The organism is Anaeromyxobacter diazotrophicus (assembly GCF_013340205.1).
GTDB classification, from domain to species: domain Bacteria; phylum Myxococcota; class Myxococcia; order Myxococcales; family Anaeromyxobacteraceae; genus Anaeromyxobacter_A; species Anaeromyxobacter_A diazotrophicus.
In genome coordinates this window covers 389,359-407,991 of the sequence record NZ_BJTG01000002.1, presented here as the reverse complement: position 1 = coordinate 407,991, position 18,633 = coordinate 389,359, and the positions used below count along the sequence as shown (strand labels likewise).

Sequence of the window (18,633 nt, the reverse complement as noted above, 5' to 3'; positions counted from 1 at the left end):
GGTTCCAGCGCGCCGGGGGCGGGGCGCGCCGGGCTAGCCGATCACGCCCTGCTGCAGGAGGTTCGCGAGGATGCGGGCGGTGTCGAGCCGGGGCAGCCCCGAGAGCGCGAACAGGTCCTCGTAGCTCACCGTCCCGTCGATCTGGGCCAGCAGGAAGCCGGCCCGGTGGTCGAGGGAGAGCCACGTGACCTCCTCCGGGCTGATGGCGAGCCGGGGGATGGCGCCGGGCGGGCCGAGCTTCGACTCGTAGAGCGCGATCAGGGTGGCCTCGTTGTGCGCCAGGTACTCGCGCGCCTCGGCGTGGGTCGGGTGGACCTTCAGCACGCGCTCGATGAGCTCGAGCGAGCCGGAGAAGTCGCCCAGCTCGAACAGCTCCCGGGCGCCCTGCAGCCAGACGTCGACCTCGCTCGGTCCCGCCGCCGCGGGCGCGGCGGAGCTCCGCGGGACGAGCGGGTAGACCCCGGACTGCTCCTCCACGCTCGCCAGGTCGAGCCCGCCGCCCTCCGAGATCACGACCGGCGCGGGCTCGGCCGCCTCCGCCTCCCACGGCGAGCGGGCGTAGTCCTCGAGCGTCGGGCGATCGGCGCGCGCCGGGGGCGCGTAGGCCTCGAGCGTGGTGCGCCTGGCGTGCGCGTCCGGATGGGCGAACGGGTCGCGCGGGCGGGGTGGCGCGGGCAGCGCCACCGGCGCGGCGGGCGCCCGCGCCCCGGGAGCCCGCCCGGCGGCGCGCGCCGGGGTGGCGGTGGCGGGCGCCGGGAGCGGCACCGCGCCGGCCGGGGGCGCCGCCGCGCCGCCCGGGGGAGCCTCGAGCAGCGCCAGGTACGACAGCGTCCGCTCCTCGCCCGGCGCGAGCGCCAGCGCCTCGCGCCAGCGCCGCTCCGCTGCGGCGAGGTCTCCGCGCGTGTAGGCACGGATCCCCTCCTCGATCAGCTCGGCGACGCTCACGCCCGGGGCCCTCCGGCCTCTCCGGCCAGCCCGCGGAAGAGCTGCAGCGTGCGCTCGAGCTGATCCTCCAGCGCCGACAGCTGGCCGGCGTCGCCCGCCTCCAGCGCCGCGCGCGTCCGCTGCACCACCGCCTCCGCGCGCGTCACCGCGTCCATCCCGAACCGGCTGCGGGCGAGCGCCGCCGTGACCGCCGGCACGAGCGCCTCGATCTCGTGGACCAGCCGCTCCGCCGCCGCGCGCCGCTGCGCCAGCTCGGCCGAGGCCTGCTTGCGCTCGAGCAGCGCGTCGCCGCTCTCGTCCAGGATCCGACGCAGCTCCTCCTCGCTCAGGCCCGAGGTGGCGGTGATCGTGATGGACTGGCGCTGCCCGGTCGCGAGGTCCTTCGCCGAGACGCCGACGATGCCGTCGGCGCTGATCTCGAAGGTGACCTCGATCTCCACCTCGCCGCGCCGGGCGGGCCGGATCCCGGTCAGCACGAACTCGCCCAGGAGCTCGTTGTCGGCCGCCTTCTCGGCGGCCCCCTGCAGGACCGCGATGCGGACCGAGTGCTGGTCGTCCTGCGAGGTGGTGAAGATGTGGGTCGCGGAGGTGGGCACGGTGGTGTTCTTCGCGATGATGGTCTGGAAGTAGCCGCCCACCACCATCAGCCCGAGATTCTGCGGCGTAACGTCGAGCAGGAGCACCTCCGGCCCGCTCGGCTGCGGGTGGGCGAGCGCGTGGGCCTGGATGGCCGCCCCGAGCGCCACCACCTCGTCGGGGTGGACGCCGCGCGACGGCTCCCGCCCGAAGAACTCGCGCACCGCCGCCTGCACCAGCGGCATGCGTGTCATCCCGCCCACCAGGATCACCTCGTCCACCTGGGCCGGCCGGACCCCGGCGTCCTCCAGGGTGCGCTTCGTCACCGCCACGCAGCGCGCGACGAGGTCGCGGGTGAGCTCCTCGAGCTGGTCGCGCTTGAGCTGCCGCTCGAGGTGCAGCGCCGGCTTCCCCTCGCCCCCGCCGAGCAGGAAGGGCAGGTGCACGCTCGCCGCCGGCGCGCTGGAGAGTTCGCACTTCGCGCGCTCGGCGGCGTCCTTGAGCCGCTGCAGGGCCATGGTGTCGGAGCGCAGATCCACGCCCAGGTGGTCCTGGGCGAAGCCGAAGATGAGCCACTCCATCACCCGGCGGTCGAAGTCCTCGCCGCCGAGGTAGGTGTCGCCGCCCACCGCCACCACGTCGTAGACGCTCCGGGCGATGTCCAGGACCGAGACGTCGAACGTCCCGCCCCCAAGGTCGAAGACCACCACCTTCTTCTCGACCGGACGCCCGAAGCCGTATGCCAGGGCCGCGCTGGTGGGCTCGTTGATGATGCGCAGCACCTCCAGCCCGGCGATGCGGCCGGCGTCCTTGGTGGCCTGCCGCTGGCCGTCGTTGAAGTAGGCCGGCACGGTCACTACCGCGCCCGCCACCGGGCCCCCGAAGAACGTCTCCGCGTCCGCCTTGAGCTCCGCCAGCACCAGCGCGGCGAGCTCCGGGACCGCCCACACGCGCTCGCCCATCCGCACCCGGACGTCGTTCCCGTCGGGGCCGGCCACGAGCTGGTAGGGCAGCGCCCGGCGCGCGTCCTCCACCTCGCGCGAGCCCCAGCGCCGCCCGATGAGCCGCTTGGCGGCGAAGACGGTGTGCTCGGCGTTGGTGATGGCCTGCCGCTTCGCGATGTGCCCCACCAGCCGCTTGCCGTTCCGCGCCACCGCCACCACCGAGGGGGTGAGCAGCTGGCCGGCGCGGTTGGGGATGAGGCGCGGCGCGCCGTCGACCACCGTCGCCACCGCCGAGTTGGTGGTGCCGAGGTCGATGCCGATGACGGGCCCCTCCGCGGCGGCGGTCATCCGAGGAAGCTCCAGCGCAGCTTCTTCATGAGCGCGCGCGCTCCCTCGAGCTCCGGGTCGAGCTCGAGCGCCCGCTCCAGCGCGCGCCGCGCCTCGCGCGGCTCGCCGGCGGCGTGCAGCGCGGCGCCCAGCGCCTCGAACGCGCGCGCGTCGCGCGGCCCCACACGCGCCGCCTGCTCGGCCAGCGCCCGCGCCTCGGCCGGCTGGCCCGCGGCCAGCGCCGCCCGCGAGGCGGCGATGGCGTAGCGCGGCGTGCCGGGGTCGAGCGCCGCCGCCTCGCGGAGCGCGGCCAGGCCGGCGCCGGGACGCCCCACCGCGTCGGCCGCCAGCCCCTGGTCGTACAGCTCGCGGGCGTGCTCGGCGCCGGCCCGGCGGCGCGCCTGCTCGGCCAGCGCGCGCGCCTCGGGGTGGCGGGGGTCGAGGCCGGTGGCGGTGAGGAGGTCGTTCGCGGCCTGGGTGAACTTCCCCTCCTCGAGCGCGCGCTTGCCGCGGGCGACGAGCTCCTGGACCCGCGCCGCCCGGGCCACCAGCGGGTTCGACCGGGCGAGCCGCGCCCGCCGCTCGCCGGCGCGCGCCTCGCCCTCGAGCCGGCGCGTCTCGAGGCGCGCGAACTCCTCGGGCGGCGCCGTGCGCCGGGCGTACTCGGCGCGGCGCCCCTCGTCGCAGAGGACGTCCCGGGCGGCCGTCAGGGCGCGGAAGATGCGCTCGACGCGCGGCAGGTAGGAGCCGAGCCGCCGCCCGGCGTGGCGGTCCGGGTGGAAGACCTTCGCGCGCTGGAGGTACGCCGCGCGCGCCTCCTCGGCCGGCGCGTTCCACCGGACGCCGAGCAGCGCCCAGTGGTCGAGCTCGCCCAGCTGGGCGTGCAGCCACAGGATCTCCTTCTTCAGCTCCAGCGGGAGATCCACGTCCTCGGCCAGCTCGGCCGGGGGGAAGACGAAGCTGGCGTAGCGGTCGGCGGGCACGGGGGTGGGCCGGTGTGCGCGCGCGGCTCGGCCTGCCCCGGAGATTACGGCCGCCCCACCCCACGGTCAATCCGGGGAGAGGAGCAGCTCGAGCAGCGCCTTCTGGGCGTGGAGGCGGTTCTCGGCCTCGTCGAAGACGGCCGACTGCGGCCCCTCCAGCACGTCCTCGGCGATCTCCTCGCCCCGGTGCGCCGGCAGGCAGTGCAGGACGATCGCGGCGCGGTCCGCCTCGGCCAGGAGCGCCCGGTCCACGATGAACCCGGCGAACCGGCGCTGCCGCTCCGCCGCCTCGGCCTCCTGGCCCATGCTGGCCCACACGTCGGTGTTCACCACCTGCGCGCCCCGGGCAGCCTCCCGCGGGGTGCGCACCACCGTCGCCTTGCCGGCGCAGCGGGCGACGAGCGCCGGGTCGGGGTCGTAGCCGGCCGGGCAGGCCAGCCGGAGGGTGAATCCGAGGACGGCGCACGCCTCCAGCCAGGAGTTGGCCATGTTGTTGCCGTCGCCGATCCAGGCCACCTGGAGGTCGGCGCGGCGCGGCGCGTCCGCGCCGAACCGCTCGCTCACGGTGAGCAGGTCGGCCAGGATCTGGCACGGGTGCGAGGCGTCGGTGAGCGCGTTCACCACCGGGACGCTCGCGTAGTGCGCCATCTCCTCGAGCTTGGCGTGCTCGAACGTGCGCACCACCAGCGCGTCGAGGTAGCGGGAGAGGACGCGGGCGGTGTCCTTGATGGGCTCGCCGCGGCCGAGCTGGGTGTCGCGCGGCGAGAGCATGACCGCGTCCGCGCCGAGCTGGTGCGCGCCCACCTGGAAGGACACCCGCGTCCGCGTGGAGGCCTTCTCGAACACGAGCCCGAGGGACATGCGCTCCAGCGGGCGCGGCCCGCCCTTGCCGAGCAGCTTCCACTCGGCGGCGCGCTCCAGGAGCTCGGCGAGCTCCTCGCGGGAGAGGTCGGTGATGCGCAGGAAGTCGCGCTTCTGTCGGGTGGGACCGGTCATGCCGAGGCCTTCTCCGGGGCGGCGGCCAGCGCGGCGGTGAAGCACGCGAGCGCCTCGTCCGCCTCGGCGGGGGTGAGCGTGAGCGCGGGCGCCATGCGGATGACGTCCTCGCCGATGGGGTTCACGAGCAGCCCGCGCTCGCGGCAGAGCCGGGCCACCTCCGGGGCGGCCACGCCCCGGAGCAGGGTGCCGAGCAGCATCCCGCGGCCGCGCACCTCGCGCACGCGGCCGGTCCGCGCCAGCGCCGCCAGGCCGTCGCGCAGGCGCTGCGCGACCGGGACGGACCGCGCCAGCACGCCGCCGTCCAGCTCGCGCAGCACCGCCAGCGCCACCGCGCAGGCGAGCGGGTTGCCGCCGAAGGTCGTGCCGTGGCTGCCGGCGGAGAGGTGCGTCCCCACCTCCTCGGTGGCGAGGAGCGCGCCGATGGGGAAGCCGCCGCCCAGCGCCTTGGCGCTCGACATGAGGTCGGGCACGACGCCGTCCCACTCGTGCGCCCACCAGCGGCCGGTGCGGCCGACGCCGGTCTGCACCTCGTCGAGGCAGAGCAGCGCCCCCGCCCGCCGCGTGAGCTCGCGCGCCGCGCGCAGGTAGCCCTCGGGCGCCGGGATGACGCCGGCCTCGCCCAGCACCGGCTCGACGATGAAGCCGGCGGTGCGGTCGGTCAACGCGGCCTCGAGCGCGGCGACGTCGCCGTAGGGCACGTGCCGCACGCCCGGCACCAGCGGCTCGAAGCCGTGCTGGTACTTCTCCTGCCCGCCGGCGGTGACCGTGAAGAGCGTCCGGCCGTGGAAGGAGTCCTTGCAGGCGACGATCTCGTGGCGCTCGGGGTGGCCGCGGTCGGCGTGGAACTTCCGCGCCAGCTTGAGCATCGCCTCGTTCGCCTCGGCGCCGCTGTTGCAGAAGAACGCGCGGCGCGCCCAGGGGACCTTGGCGAGGAGCGCCTCGGCCAGCTCGACCTGGCGCGCGATGGTGAAGTGGTTCGAGACGTGCCAGACGGTGCGCGCCTGCTCCTCGAGCGCCTTCACCAGCGCCGGGTGGCAGTGGCCGAGCGCGTCCACCGCCACGCCGCCGATGAAGTCGAGGTACTCCTTGCCGTCGGCGTCCCAGACGCGCACGCCCTGGCCGCGCACGATGGCGACGGGCTGGGGCCGGTAGTTGGGGGTGAGCGCCTTCTTCGCGCGCTCGGCGAACGCCTCGTTCTGCGTCATTCGGCGCCTATATCACAACCGGGCCGGCGTGGGGCGCGGCCGCGTCACAGGATGTAGCGCGAGAGATCCTCGTCGGCGAGCACGCTCGCCAGCCGCTCGCGCACGTACTTCGGGTCGATGGCGAGGCGCTGCCCGCGCTTCTCGGTGGCGTCGAAGCTGATCTCGTCGAGGAGGCGCTCCATGACCGTGTGCAGGCGGCGCGCCCCGATGTTCTCCATGCGCTCGTTCACCTCGGCCGCGATGCGCGCGACCTCCTCGATGGCCTCGCGCGAGATCTGCAGATCGACCCCCTCCGTGGCGAGGAGCGCCACGTACTGCTTCACCAGCGAGTTCTGCGGCTCCTCCAGGATCCGCACCAGATCCTCGCGGCGGAGCGGCTCCAGCTCCACGCGGATGGGGAAGCGCCCCTGCAGCTCCGGGATGAGGTCCGAGACCTTGGTGACGTGGAAGGCGCCGGCCGCGATGAAGAGCACGTGGTCGGTCTTCACCATCCCGTACTTCGTGTTGACGTTCGAGCCCTCCACGATGGGGAGGAGGTCGCGCTGCACGCCGCCGCGCGACACGTCCGGGCCGTGCCCGCCGTCGCGCCCGGCGATCTTGTCGATCTCGTCGATGAAGATGATGCCGGCGTTCTGCGCCCGGTCGAGCGCCTCGCGCGTCACCCGCTCCATGTCCACCATCCGCGAGGCCTCGTCCTCGGTGAGGACCCCCAGCGCCTCCTTCACCTTGAGGCGGCGCTTCCGCTTCTTCGGCCCGCCCCCCAGCATGGAGAGGATGGGGTTGTTGCCGAGCTGGCTCATCATGTCGTTGAGCCCCTGGGCCATGTCCTCCATCCCCGGGGCCATGATGGGCAGGAAGGGCGCCCCCTTCTCCGCCACCTCGACCTCGACGTCCTCCTCGTCGAGCGTGCCGGCGCGCAGCTGCGCCCGCGCCCGCTCCCGCCCGGCGGTGCCCTGCTGCGGCCGCTCCGGCTCGCCCTCCCCGCGCACCCGCTGCATCGCCCCGCGGAAGCCCAGGCCGAAGGCGCCGCCCCCGAAGCCGAGCGCGTCGAGCACCTTCTCCTCGGCCGCCTCGCGCGCCCGGCCGGCCAGGCGCTCCATCTCCTCCTCCTTGACGAGCTTCACCGCCGCCTCGACCAGGTCGCGCACCATCGAGTCCACGTCGCGCCCGACGTAGCCCACCTCGGTGAACTTGGAGGCCTCGACCTTCACGAAGGGCGCGCCGGCGAGCCGCGCCAGGCGGCGCGCGATCTCGGTCTTGCCCACCCCCGTCGGCCCGATCATGACGATGTTCTTGGGCAGGATCTCGTCCTTCAGGTCCGCCGCCACGTGCTGCCGCCGCCAGCGGTTGCGCAGCGCGATGGCGACCGCCCGCTTCGCGCTCGCCTGCCCGACGATGTAGCGGTCGAGCTCCGCGACGATCTCGCGCGGGGTGAGGTTCCGGGGATCCACGGCTAGAGCTCCTCGAACGAGAGCCGGTCGTTCGTGTAGATGCAGATCTCGGCGGCGAGCTTCATCGCCTCCTCCGCCACCGCGCGGGCCGGGAGCTGCGAGTGGGCGAGCAGCGCGCGCGCGGCGGCGAGCGCGTACGGCGCCCCCGACCCCACCGCCGCCACGCCCCCGCCCGGCACGACGTCCGGCTCGATGACGTCCCCCGCGCCGGAGAGCACGAAGGTGTGCTCCCGGTCCGCCACGATGAGGAGGGCCTCCAGCCGGCGCAGGAACCGGTCGGTGCGCCACTGCTTCGCGAGCTCCACCGCCGCCCGCGGCAGGGAGCGCGCGTGCTCCTTGAGCTTCTTCTCGAACAGCTCGAAGAGCTGGAAGGCGTCGGCGGTCGCCCCCGCGAAGCCGGCCAGCACCTGCCCCTCGGCCAGGCGCCGGACCTTCTTGGCGGTGGACTTCATGACGGTCTTGTCGAGGGTGACCTGGCCGTCGCCGGCCAGGACGACGCTCCCCTCGCGGCGGACGCACAGGACGGTGGTGCCGTGGAACATGCCGCAGGACGTAGCGCGAGGAGGGGGATGCGGCAAGGGCGATGGTGCGCGCGGACCCGAAGGCGGATGCGACCTTCGACCGCGACCTTCTACCGCGACCACCGACCATCGACCGTCGACCATCGACGTCCTGACGAGGGCCGAGCCCAGTGCCCACGGGCACCGCGTGCTCCACGCCGTGCCGGCCGGTGCCGCCCCGCGCCCGCGCGCGCACGAGGCGCCATCGCGGAGCGCCGCCCCAGGTGACCCGCTCGCCGGAACGCGCCCAGGGGACCCCACCGCGTCGAGGACTGACCGAAGCACCGCGGCGCGCAGGCGCCGCGGTGCGAGATTCCGCAGACGCGTCGTGAGGACCGCGGTGCGCGTTGGGGCCTCGGGGACCTCGGTGCGGCGCGGAGCGCGGGCGCCGACGCGCGCGCGGGCGCGGGGCGGCGGGGTTCCCTCGACGGCGACTTCGACCCGACCTCGACCTCGACCTCGACCGCGACCGCGACCGCGACCGCGAGCTACTTCGCCCGCGGGTGCGCCTGGTCGTAGACCTCGGCGAGGCGCTTCCAGTCGAGGTGGGTGTAGCGCTGGGTGGTCGAGAGCGAGGCGTGGCCCAGGAGCTCCTGGATGGCGCGCAGGTCGGCGCCGTTGCCGAGGAGGTGGGTGGCGAAGCAGTGGCGCAGGACGTGGGGGTGGACGTGGCGCGGGAGGCCGCTCGCCAGCACCGCGCGGGAGAGGCGGCGCGCCACCGAGCGCTGCGACAGGCGCCCGCCACGGTAGTTGAGGAACACGGCGCGGCGCGCGCGGGCGCCGTCCGGGCCCGCGGCGAGCACCGGGCGGCCCTCGTCCAGCCAGCGCGCCAGCGCCGCCCGCGCCGCGGAGCCGAACGGCACCACGCGCTCCTTGCTCCGCTTGCCGAACACGCGCACCAGTCCCTGGGCCAGATCCAGGTCCGGGAGATCGAGCCCCGTCAGCTCGGAGACGCGCAGGCCGCTCGCGTAGAGGAGCTCCAGGAAGGCGCGGTCGCGCAGCTCGAGCGGGGCCGCCAGCTTCGGCGACTCCACCAGCGCCGCCACCTCCTCCTCCGGCAGCACCTCCGGCAGCTTCTTCGGGCGCTTCGGGCTCGACACCGCCCGGGCCGGGTTCGACGGCGCGAGGCCCTCGCGGACGAGGAACTTGTAGAAGCTGCGCAGCGCCGAGAGCTTGCGGCCGATCGACACCGGCCCGCACTCCGCCGAGGCGTGCGCGATGAAGCCGCGCACCGCCGCCGGGGAGGAGGGCACGAGCGGGAGGCCCCGCCCCGCGAGGTAGGCCGCGTACTGGGCCAGGTCCGTCAGGTAGGCCTTCGCGGTGTGCGGCGAGCCGCGCCGCTCGCTCGTGAGGTGGGTGGCGAACCGCTGGAGCTCCAGCGGCTGGGCGGCGAGGTCGAGCGGCACCCCGCGATCGTGCCAGAGCGCGGCGGCGGCGCGAGTTTTCGGGCGCCCGCCCTCAGGGGAGCTCGGCCACGTACACGCCCGGCCGCTTCGGGTCCACCACGGCGTACCCGAGGCGGCGCGCGTCGCTCCCCAGGAACTGGACCGACCCCGGCAGCGCGTAGGTGTCGACCGCGGTGAGCTTCCCCGCCTCCCACACCGCCAGGTCGAGCGCGACGCGGTCCTTGCGCGCCCACGCCACGAGCAGCCGGTCCGGGCGGCCCGGGGCGAACTCGAAGCTCTTCACCCCCTCCGCCACGAGCTCGCCCTTCGCCGGGGCCGTCCCCCCGTCCGCGGCGCCCGCCGGCGCCGGGGCGCCCACCTCGACGCGGTAGAGGTCGCACGCCTCGCCCTCGCGGACGCAGGCGGTGCGGTAGTAGAGCCAGCGGCCGTCCGGGGAGAAGGAGAAGCCGAACACGCCCCGCGCCACCGTCCACGGCTGCGCGTCGCGGTCCGGGCGGAGCAGCCCCAGGTCCACCGAGTAGCCGCCCGCCGTCACGTGCTGCAGGAACGCCACCGCCCCGCCGCCCGCGGCGAGGTCGAAGTCGGAGACGTTGCGCGCCACCGGCCGCGGCTTCTGGTCGAGCCCCCCCAGGGTGAGCCGGCCGGTCCGGCCGCGCGGCTCGTAGTCCTCCAGCCAGGCGAGCCGCTCGCCGCGGGCGCTCCAGCGCGGCTCGCCCACCTTCTGCCCCAGCCTCCGCGGCGCACCCCCGGCGAGCGGGGCCACCCACAGGTCGCCCTGGCGGCCCGGCGCGGCGTCCGCCACGAAGGCGATCGCGTCGCCGCCGGGCGAGAACAGGAACGACTGCACGTCGCGCCCCAGCGCCGGGGAGGGGCGCGGGGCCCCGGGGCTCGCCAGCGTCAGCGCCTGGGCTGGACCCGCCGTGAAGGCGAAGTGCTCGCCGCCCCGGGCGAACGCGTAGTCCCGGACGGCGGCGGCCACCGGCGCGGCCGCCTGGCCGCTCACCGCCAGGAGCTCGCCCCCCGCCACCGCCGCGCGCCGCGCCAGGAGCGCCGCGCCCTCGCGGCCGCCGAACTCGAGGCTCGACACGCCCGCCGCGCCGGCCACCGGCTGGGGCGGGCCGTCGATGCCGGCCACGAAGAGCTGCCCCTGCGCCGCCCAGCCGACGCGCGAGCCGTCCCGGGCGAGCGCGTAGAAGGTGACGCCCTCGGCCAGCCGGCGTGGCGCCCCGCCCGACCAGATCCACAGCGCGCCGCGACCCCGCGGGTGGTCGTAGTCTCCGAGGGCGGCCAGGGCGTGCCCCTCGGCGCTCCAGCCGAACCCCGGCGGCAGGGTGGTGACCCCGCTCGCGACCTCGACCGCCGCGCCGCCCTGCGCCGGGACGACGGCGAGCGCGCAGGCGGCGGTCCCGGGGGGAAGGCTCCGGTCCGGGAGCTTCCGGCAGCCGTGCAGGTACGCGAGCTGCGCGCCGTCGGGCGAGGCGCGCAGCGCGAGCACCTCGCCCTCGACGAGGCGCCGGCCCCGCGAGGCGGGCGCCGCGGGGCGGGAGCACCCCGCCGCGAGGGCGACGCCGAGGAGGACCGCGATCAGGCGAGCCATGTGGCGAGCTCCTGGCGCGCGCGCGCGGCGTGCGCCTGCTTGCGGGCGGCCTTGCCGCGGTGGCGCCCCTCGAGCGGCGGGAACAGCGCGAAGACGACGTTGGTCGGCTGGTAGGGCGTCTCCGGCGGGTGGGCGGCGCCGGTGAGGTGCCGGTGGAGCGCGCCGAGCGCGGTGGCCGGAGGCGGGGGCCGGAACGGGCGACCCGCGAGCCGGTCCAGCACGGCCCGCGCGGCCAGGAGCCCGCAGGCGGTGGACTCGACGTACCCCTCGACGCCGGTGATCTGGCCGGCGAAGAACAGGTGCGGCCGCTCGCGGTGCGACAGGTCGGGCGCGAGCAGGCGCGGCGCCTCGATGAAGGTGTTGCGGTGAATCTGCCCCATGCGGACGAACTCGGCGCGGGCGAGGCCGGGCATGAGCTCCCGGAAGATGCGCCGCTGCGCGGGCCAGGTGAGCCGCGTCTGGAAGCCCACCAGGTTGTAGGCCGTCCCCGCCTCGTCCTCGCGGCGGAGCTGCGCCACCGCGAACGGGCGGCGCCCGGTGCGCGGGTCCTCGAGTCCCACCGGCTTCATCGGTCCGTAGGCGAGCACGTCCGGGCCGCGCTCGGCCATGACCTCGATGGGCAGGCAACCCTCGAAGTAGCTGGGCTCCTCGAAGGCGTGCGGCGCCACCTTCTCGCCGGCGAGGAGCGCCGCCACGAACGCGCGGTACTGCGGCTCGTCGAACGGGAGGTTGAGGTAGTCGGCGCCGCCGCCCTTGTCGTACCGCGACTTCGCGTAGGCGATGGCCGGGTCGATCGAGTCCGCCGCCACGATGGGGGCGATCGCGTCGTAGAAGTGGAGCCGCCCCCCGCACGCCTCCGCGATGGCCTCGGCGAGCGCGTCCCCGGTGAGCGGGCCGGTCGCGATCACGGTCGGTGCAGGTCCCTCCGGGAGCGCGGTCACCTCCTCGTGCGCCACCCGCACGAGCGGGTGCGCCGTGAGGCGCTCGGTCACCGCGGCGCTGAACCGCACCCGATCGACGGCCAGCGCGTCGCCCGCCGGGACCCGGGTGGCGTCGGCGGCGGCGAGCACGAGGCTGCCGAGCCGCCGCAGCTCCTCGTGCAGGAGCCCGACCGCGTTGTCGGGGTTGTCCGAGCGCAGGGAGTTCGAGCAGACGAGCTCGGCCAGCCCGTCGAGGTGGTGCGCCGGCGAGCGGCGCCCGGGCTTCATCTCGCGCAGGGTCACCGGGACGCCGGCGCGCGCCAGCTGCCACGCCGCCTCGCTGCCCGCGAGGCCGCCGCCCACCACCGTGACCCGCCGCTCGTCGCTCATGTCGCTCGCTCGCCTCCTCGGCACCCGCTCGCCCCTCGCGCGACCGGCCGAGGGTTGCCGCAGTGGGCCTCGTGGCCAGGTTGTAACCCAAGCGCGCGGGACCCGAGGGGTGGCGGGGTCGTTTCTTTCGTGGGGGTCGCCCCGCGCGCCCATTCACCGCGGATCCGATGGAGGCCGAGCGCCGTGCGAGCGAAGGAACTGGACGCCCTGAAGGACGACCTGCTGCGACGGCGCCGCACCATCCTGGAGACCGCGGAGCGGGCGCAGGAGGAGCTGGACGCGCTGCGCGGCGCCGAGCGCGACCCCGAGTTCGAGGAGGGGGCGCAGAGCGAGCACGAGCAGTACACGCTGGCGCTGCTGGGCGAGGCGCAGCGCAAGCAGGTCGCCATGATCGACGCCGCCCTGGCGCGCATCGCGCACGGGGAGTACGGCGTCTGCTTCGACTGCGGCACCGACATCGACCCGAAGCGGCTGCAGGTGCTGCCCTTCGCGCTGCTCTGCACCGACTGCGCGACCCGCCGCGAGCGCGGCACGGCGGCGGCGCTGCAAGGGCCGACGATCTGAGCGCGGGGCCGCGCCGCTACGCGTCGACCTCCTCGGGCACCGGCGGCGTCTCGGCGCCAGCGGGGGGCGTCGCGCCTTCGACCTGGCGACGGTAGTCGCACTCCTTGTTCGGGCAGGCGATGAAGGGGCCCGTCTTCTTGGAGAACTTCTCGAGCAGGTAGGCACTGCCGCAGGTCGGGCAGGCCTCGTTGCGCGGGCGGTCCCAGGAGACGAAGTCGCACTTCGGGTAGGAGGAGCAGCCGTAGAAGGTCTTGCCGCGCTTCGAGCGCCGCTCGCTGATGTAGCCGCCGCAGCCCTTCGGGCAGGTGACGCCGATCGAGATGGGCTTCGAGGTCTTGCACTCGGGGTACTTGGAGCAGGCGAGGAACCGCCCGAACCGGCCGCGCTTCACCACCATCGGCGCGCCGCAGGTGGGGCACTTCTCGTCGGTGGTGATCTCCTCCTCCTTCACCGGCGCGATCGAGCCGTCCTCACCCCGCTTGAAGTTCATCGTGTTGCGGCACTCCGGGTACCCGGAGCAGGCGAGGAACTCGCCCATGCGGCCCCACTTGATGACCATGGGCTTGCCGCACTTCTCGCAGACGAGGTCGGTCGCGATCTCCTGGCGCTTCACGTCGCGCATGGTGACCTCGGCCTTGGCGAGGTCCTCCTTGAACCCGGTGTAGAAGTCCTGCAGCACCGACTGCCACTGCGCGTTCCCCTCCTCGATCTCGTCGAGCTTCTCCTCCATGCCGGCGGTGAAGGCGACGTCCATCTCGTGGGGGAAGGCGCGCACCAGCTCGTCGGTGACCAGCAGGCCGAGCTCGGTCGGCTTGAAGTTGCGCTCGACCTTCTCGACGTAGGTCTTCTCCTGGATGGTGGAGAGGATGGCGGCGTAGGTCGAGGGGCGGCCGATGCCCCGCTCCTCCAGCTCCTTGATGAGCGACGACTCGTTGAAGCGGGGCGGCGGCTGGGTGAAGTGCTGCTCGGGGAGGAGCTTGCGGAGGTCGAGCGCCATGCCCGCCTCGAGCGGCGGCAGCAGGCGATCCTGGTTCTTCGACTTCTCGTCCGCGTCGCCCTCCCCCGCCGCCTCCGGCTGCGCGCCGGCCTCGTCCTCGGGGCGCTGCGCGCCGTAGACCGCCAGGTAGCCGGGGAACTTGAGGATGGAGCCGGTGGCGCGGAACACCGCCCGCCCCGCCGCGACGTCGGCGGTGGTCTGGTCGTACACGGCCGGCACCATCTGGCAGGCCACGAACCGGTTCCAGATGAGCTGGTAGAGCCGGAACATGTCGCGCTCGCCCATCTGCTCGAAGAACGGCTCGGTGCGCTCCGGCGTCCACTCGAGCGAGGTGGGGCGCACCGCCTCGTGCGCCTCCTGCGCCGACTTCTGCTTGGTCCGGTAGACGTTGGGCTCGTCCGGCAGGTGGTCCTTGCCGTAGGCCTGCGCGATGTGGCCGCGCACCGCGTCCACCGCCTCGGTCGAGAGCCGCACCGAGTCGGTGCGCATGTAGGTGATGAGGCCGATCGCGCCCTCGTCGCCGAGCTCGACCCCCTCGTAGAGGCGCTGCGCCAGGGTCATCGTCTTCTTGGCCGTGAAACCGAGGCGGTTGGCCGCCTCCTGCTGCAGCTTGGCGGTGGTGAAGGGCGGGGGCGGGTTGCGCCGGCGCTCCTTCTTCTCCACCGCCGCCACGACGAACTTCTCCCGCTCCAGCTCCTGCACCAGGGCGCGGGTGGTCTCGCCCTCCTTGAGGTCCGCCTTCTGGCCCGAGAGCTTCACCAGCTTGGCGCGGAACTCGGGGGGCAGCGCCGCGGCGAGCTCGGCCTCGAGCGACCAGTACTCCTCGGGGACGAAGGCCTGGATCTCGCGCTCGCGCTCCACCACGAGCCGCACCGCCACCGACTGCACGCGGCCGGCGGAGAGGCCGCGCCGCACCTTCTTCCAGAGGATGGGGCTGATCTGGTAGCCGACCAGCCGATCCAGGATGCGCCGCGCCTGCTGCGAGTCGAACCGGTTCTGGTCGAGCGCGAGCGGCTGCTCGATGGCCTTCTGGATCGCGTTCTTCGTGATCTCGTTGAAGAGCACGCGGCGGACGCGCTCGTCCCCGCCGGCGGCCCCCAGCTCCTCGGCGATGTGCCAGGCGATCGCCTCGCCCTCGCGATCGGGGTCGGTCGCGAGGAAGACGCGGTCGGCGTTCTTGGCCGCGCGCTTGATCTCGGAGAGGACCTTGGCCTTGCCCTTGATGACGTCGTAGGCCGGGGCGAACCCGTGCTCGATGTCGACGCCGATCTTCGACTTGGGGAGATCCTTCACGTGGCCGACCGACGCCTTCACGTCGAAGCCGCGCCCCAGGTACTTCTTGATGGTCTTCGCCTTGGCCGGCGACTCCACCACCACCAGGCTGGGCCCCGCGCCGCCCGCCTTGCGCGCGCCGGCCTTCGCGGCGGCGCCCTTGGCCGCGGCCGGGCCCTTCGCGGCGCGGGCGGGCGCCTTCCGCTTCGTCGTCGTCTTCTCGCTCTTGGCCTGGGTCGGCATCGTTTCCTTCGTCGGCGTCGTGGCGGCGCGCGGTCAGGCGCGGCGCAGGAAGAGGTTTCCGGGGCGCTGCTCGCACAGCCCCCGCAGCTCCAGCAGGAGCAGGGCGGAGAGGGCGGCCGCCGGCGGGACGCCGGCCGCGCGCGCCACCTCGTCGGCGTGCCGCGGGACGCGCCCGAGCGCGGCCAGCACGGTGGCCTCCTCGCCGCCCGCCTCCGCCCCGGCCGGCGCCGGCAGGAGCGAGAGCTGGCCGGAGAGCCCCAGCGCCTCGAGCAGGTCGCGCGCGCTCGCGGCCACCTTCGCACCCTGCCGGAGCAGCGCGAGCGGCCCGGCGGAGCCCTCGAGCCGCACGTCGCCCGGTACCGCGAACACCGGCACGCCCTGGCGGCGGGCCCAGGCCGCGGTGATGAGCGCGCCGCTCCGTTCCCCGGCGCGGACCACCAGCACCGCCTCGGAGAGGCCGCTCACGAGCCGGTTGCGCTTGGGGAACGTCCACCGATCCCCCCGCTGCCCGTCCTCGTACTCGGAGACGAGCGCGCCGCCGGAGGCGACGATGCGCTCGAAGAGCGGCCGGTGCCCCGCCGGGTAGGCGACGTCGAGGCCGGTGCCCAGCACGGCCAGCGTCCGCCCGCCCGCGTCGAGGGCGGCCTCGTGGGCGGCCCCGTCGATGCCCTCCGCCCCGCCGGACACGACGCAGACCCCGGCCCGGGCCAGGTCGCGCGCGATCTCGCGCGCCAGCTCGAGGCCGTACGGGTCGGGGTGGCGCATGCCGACCAGGGCGACGCGCCGCTCGGTGGGCGGCCCGAGGGAGCCGCGGACGCGCAGCCGCTCCGGCGGCTCGGGGATCGCGGCGAGCCGCGGCGGAAAGCCGTCGTCGCTCCGGTGCAGGGTCCACGCCGCGTCCATAGGGCGGGTCCCTATACTCGCCACCCCCGGTACGGTCAAGCGCGGCTCCCGGCGCCGCACCGGCAAAGCGCTGAAAATCTCGGGGAGTACGCGATCGCCTCGCGCGCGCGTCCGCGCGCACGCGAGGCGGCGAGGTCCTCACCTTCACGCGGAGCGGGCGAGCGCCCGCCCGGTGCCCGGCGGCGCGCGGGCCGGCTAGTCGCCGCCCGCGCCGGCCAGCGGGGCGGCCGCGGCGGCAGCGCGCATCTCGACGTGGTCGCCGACGTAGAGCTCGCGCAGGCTCCGCACCACCAGCGCCGACGACGAGGTCTGCTGGGCGTCCACCACCACCAGCGTGCCCACGTCCTCCACCGGCAGCGCCGCGTCGCGCGTGGGCGCGTTCGGGTCGCGGCCGTAGGGGTCGCCGGAGCGGACGACGGTGAAGACGTTCCCCTCCTCCACCCCGTCCTGGCGCCCCTTGTCGAGGAACACCATGTGGTGCTCGCCGATCTCGGAGACGAGCTGCTGCTGGGTGGCGACGATGACGCCGTCGAGCGCGTGCTGGTTCGGGCGCCGCTGCACCTGCTTCACGAACTTCTGGCTGAAGGGCGCGAGGAGCGCGCCGCGCTCGATCGGCTCGAAGGCCTGCGCGACCTCGAGCGTGACCGCCTTGTCGTCCACCGCCACCACCTTGCCGGCGCCCAGGATCACCGACTGGTAGCCGAAGAGCTCGCCCGTCTCCGGGTGGCGCACCGGGCGCTCGGTCCGGTAGAGGACGTAGGTCTCGCCGCGCTTCACCGGGGCCGCGGTGTTGAACCGTGCGTAGGCGCGGTCCTGCAGGCTGAGGAGCATCTTCTCCTCGAACGCGGCCACGATCGTGCCCGACTCGGCCAGCTCGCGGGGCGTGACGAAGCTGTCGCGGCGCGCGATGAGCCCCTTCGGCGGCACGTAGCCGATCTTGTACGGCCCCACCACGGCCACCTCGTCGCCCTCGCCGAGCTCCTGCGGCTTCTTCATGTCGGCGCGGGAGAGGTCCTCGAGCTCGCGCGGCGCCTCCAGGTCCTCCTCCGCCGGGGCCGGCGCGGCCTTCGCGACGTCGACGGGCTCGACCCGGCCGGGCGCCTGCTCCGCGGACGGGTAGAAGCGGAGCACGTTGCCCGGGTAGATGAAGTGCGGGTTCGTGATCTCCGGGTTGTAGGACCAGACCTTGGGCCAGTACCACGGGTTGTTGAGGAAGCGGCCGGAGAGGTCCCAGAGCGTGTCGCCCGGCTTCACCGTGTACGCGTCGTCCAGCGACGAGCGCGGCGCCGCGGCGGGCGCGGGCGCCGCGGCCACCGGCGCCGCCGGATCGCCCTCGAGCTGCGCCGCGGCCCGGCCCAGGTCGACGCCGGCCGGTTCGACGGGGTCGGCGGGAGGCTCGGCCAGCGCGGCGACCGGCAGCAGCACGGCGAGGAGGAGTCGAGAGGCGCTCATGGGGTACGGCTCCTGCCCCGGGCTCTGGCGCGCGCGCGAGCCGCGCGGCGTCCCGGGGAGACGCACCGGATGTTCCGGCACCGCTGCGGGCGAGTCAAGAAACACAGGGCGGTGAAGGTGCGATGAAGCCCACCTGCCGCCCGGTCCGCCCACGCTCGCGGCGGTGCGAGAAGAACGCGTCCGGCTCGCACGCCGTGCAGCGCCCGAGGACCTCGATCCGCTCGCGGCACAGCCCCGCCTGGCGCAGGACGATCTCGTTCGCGAGCCACAGGTCGAGCCGGGAGCCGCCCCCGCGCGGCTCGGCGACCCGGGCCCCCAGGTCCGCGCGGAACACCTGCGCCAGGTCCGGCGAGACCTCGTAGCAGCAGGGCCCGATCGCCGGGCCGATGGCGGCGAGCAGGTCGCCCGGCTGCGCGCCCGCCTCGCGCCCCAGCGCCGCGACGGCGCGCGCCGCCACGCGCGCGAGCGTCCCCCGCCAGCCGGCGTGGACCGCCACCACCGCCCCGGAGCGCGGGTCCCCGATGAGCACCGGCACGCAGTCCGCCACCGCCACGCAGGCGGCCAGCCCGGGCCGGACCGACACCACCGCGTCGGCCTCCTCGAGCGGCGGCCCGGGCTCGCGGGCCACGACGACGCGGTCGCCGTGCACCTGGCGGACGCGCGCGAACTCGAGGCCGGTGGCCTCCCGCAGCGCGCGCCAGTTCGCCTCGACCGCGGGCTCGGCGTCGCCCACCGCGCCGCCCAGGTTGAGGCTCTCCCATGGGGCGCCGGAGGTGCCGCCGCGCCGGGTCGTGAAGCCGTGCGGGAAGGCGGCGAGGAGCGCGCTCGACAGGAGTTCCATGCGAGTCCCTCCCATGCCGCCGGCGGCGCGCCGATGCAACCTCCACCCGCGCCGGCGC

15 protein-coding genes are annotated in these 18,633 nt (G+C 75.2%); 1 reads left to right on the top strand and 14 read right to left on the bottom strand.

Annotated features, from left to right (window positions below):
- Positions 1–33 precede the first annotated feature (33 nt).
- The 10 genes from HWY08_RS04845 to trmFO all read right to left on the bottom strand — a co-directional run bounded on the left by HWY08_RS04845 (position 34) and on the right by trmFO (position 12,303).
- Entirely contained in the window at positions 34–945 is a 912-nt protein-coding gene (locus HWY08_RS04845) for a hypothetical protein (protein WP_176063497.1), read from the bottom strand.
- On the bottom strand, positions 942–2,813 hold the full coding sequence (gene dnaK, locus HWY08_RS04840; RefSeq protein WP_176063495.1) for a molecular chaperone DnaK: 1,872 nt from the start codon (positions 2,811–2,813) through the stop codon (positions 942–944). Before dnaK ends, HWY08_RS04845 begins: the two co-directional genes overlap by 4 nt.
- Positions 2,810–3,775 (bottom strand): J domain-containing protein, encoded by a 966-nt coding sequence (locus HWY08_RS04835; RefSeq protein ID WP_176063493.1) that lies wholly within the window; start codon positions 3,773–3,775, stop codon positions 2,810–2,812. The genes dnaK and HWY08_RS04835 overlap by 4 nt, the downstream gene beginning before the upstream one ends.
- Before the next feature lie 66 nt (positions 3,776–3,841).
- Positions 3,842–4,771, bottom strand: a complete 930-nt coding sequence (gene argF, locus HWY08_RS04830; RefSeq protein ID WP_176063491.1) for an ornithine carbamoyltransferase — start codon at positions 4,769–4,771, stop codon at positions 3,842–3,844.
- Positions 4,768–5,979: an acetylornithine transaminase gene (locus HWY08_RS04825; RefSeq protein WP_176063488.1), complete on the bottom strand. Its 1,212-nt coding sequence runs from the start codon at positions 5,977–5,979 to the stop codon at positions 4,768–4,770. Before HWY08_RS04825 ends, argF begins: the two co-directional genes overlap by 4 nt.
- Before the next feature lie 44 nt (positions 5,980–6,023).
- On the bottom strand, positions 6,024–7,430 hold the full coding sequence (hslU, locus tag HWY08_RS04820; RefSeq protein WP_176063486.1) for an ATP-dependent protease ATPase subunit HslU: 1,407 nt from the start codon (positions 7,428–7,430) through the stop codon (positions 6,024–6,026).
- Between the two features lie 2 nt (positions 7,431–7,432).
- Positions 7,433–7,972: an ATP-dependent protease subunit HslV gene (gene hslV, locus HWY08_RS04815; protein WP_176063484.1), complete on the bottom strand. Its 540-nt coding sequence runs from the start codon at positions 7,970–7,972 to the stop codon at positions 7,433–7,435.
- A 506-nt stretch (positions 7,973–8,478) separates the two neighbouring features.
- Positions 8,479–9,396, bottom strand: coding sequence for a tyrosine recombinase XerC (xerC, locus tag HWY08_RS04810; protein ID WP_176063482.1), 918 nt, complete (start codon positions 9,394–9,396; stop codon positions 8,479–8,481).
- Positions 9,397–9,448: 52 nt separating this feature from the next.
- Positions 9,449–10,993, bottom strand: coding sequence for a TolB family protein (locus tag HWY08_RS04805; protein ID WP_176063480.1), 1,545 nt, complete (start codon positions 10,991–10,993; stop codon positions 9,449–9,451).
- Positions 10,981–12,303, bottom strand: a complete 1,323-nt coding sequence (gene trmFO / locus HWY08_RS04800; RefSeq protein WP_176063478.1) for a methylenetetrahydrofolate--tRNA-(uracil(54)-C(5))-methyltransferase (FADH(2)-oxidizing) TrmFO — start codon at positions 12,301–12,303, stop codon at positions 10,981–10,983. The genes HWY08_RS04805 and trmFO overlap by 13 nt, the downstream gene beginning before the upstream one ends.
- A 183-nt stretch (positions 12,304–12,486) precedes the next feature.
- Between trmFO and HWY08_RS04795 the strand changes: the two genes are divergently transcribed.
- Positions 12,487–12,867, top strand: coding sequence for a TraR/DksA family transcriptional regulator (locus HWY08_RS04795; RefSeq protein ID WP_176063476.1), 381 nt, complete (start codon positions 12,487–12,489; stop codon positions 12,865–12,867).
- A gap of 16 nt (positions 12,868–12,883) precedes the next feature.
- Here the strand turns inward: HWY08_RS04795 and topA are convergent, their stop codons facing one another.
- The 4 genes from topA to pgeF form a co-directional block, all read right to left on the bottom strand.
- Positions 12,884–15,379 carry a type I DNA topoisomerase gene (gene topA / locus HWY08_RS04790; protein ID WP_176063474.1) on the bottom strand — a complete coding sequence of 832 codons (2,496 nt, stop codon included), beginning with the start codon at positions 15,377–15,379 and terminating at the stop codon, positions 12,884–12,886.
- A 33-nt stretch (positions 15,380–15,412) separates the two neighbouring features.
- Positions 15,413–16,282, bottom strand: coding sequence for a DNA-processing protein DprA (dprA, locus tag HWY08_RS04785; RefSeq protein ID WP_176063472.1), 870 nt, complete (start codon positions 16,280–16,282; stop codon positions 15,413–15,415).
- A gap of 195 nt (positions 16,283–16,477) precedes the next feature.
- Positions 16,478–17,734 (bottom strand): LysM peptidoglycan-binding domain-containing protein, encoded by a 1,257-nt coding sequence (locus tag HWY08_RS04780; RefSeq protein ID WP_176063470.1) that lies wholly within the window; start codon positions 17,732–17,734, stop codon positions 16,478–16,480.
- A 94-nt stretch (positions 17,735–17,828) separates the two neighbouring features.
- Complete coding sequence (pgeF, locus tag HWY08_RS04775) at positions 17,829–18,575, bottom strand: peptidoglycan editing factor PgeF (protein WP_176063468.1); 747 nt, start codon at positions 18,573–18,575, stop codon at positions 17,829–17,831.
- Positions 18,576–18,633 lie beyond the last annotated feature (58 nt).

Coding starts and splice junctions, on each gene's coding strand:
- HWY08_RS04805 (WP_176063480.1), bottom strand. CDS start 10,993: ATGGCTCGCCTGATCGCGGTCCTCCTCGGCGTCGCCCTCGCGGCGGGG.
- topA (WP_176063474.1), bottom strand. CDS start 15,379: ATGCCGACCCAGGCCAAGAGCGAGAAGACGACGACGAAGCGGAAGGCG.
- HWY08_RS04825 (WP_176063488.1), bottom strand. CDS start 5,979: ATGACGCAGAACGAGGCGTTCGCCGAGCGCGCGAAGAAGGCGCTCACC.
- trmFO (WP_176063478.1), bottom strand. CDS start 12,303: ATGAGCGACGAGCGGCGGGTCACGGTGGTGGGCGGCGGCCTCGCGGGC.
- hslV (WP_176063484.1), bottom strand. CDS start 7,972: ATGTTCCACGGCACCACCGTCCTGTGCGTCCGCCGCGAGGGGAGCGTC.
- pgeF (WP_176063468.1), bottom strand. CDS start 18,575: ATGGAACTCCTGTCGAGCGCGCTCCTCGCCGCCTTCCCGCACGGCTTC.
- dnaK (WP_176063495.1), bottom strand. CDS start 2,813: ATGACCGCCGCCGCGGAGGGGCCCGTCATCGGCATCGACCTCGGCACC.
- HWY08_RS04780 (WP_176063470.1), bottom strand. CDS start 17,734: ATGAGCGCCTCTCGACTCCTCCTCGCCGTGCTGCTGCCGGTCGCCGCG.
- dprA (WP_176063472.1), bottom strand. CDS start 16,282: ATGGACGCGGCGTGGACCCTGCACCGGAGCGACGACGGCTTTCCGCCG.
- argF (WP_176063491.1), bottom strand. CDS start 4,771: ATGACCGGTCCCACCCGACAGAAGCGCGACTTCCTGCGCATCACCGAC.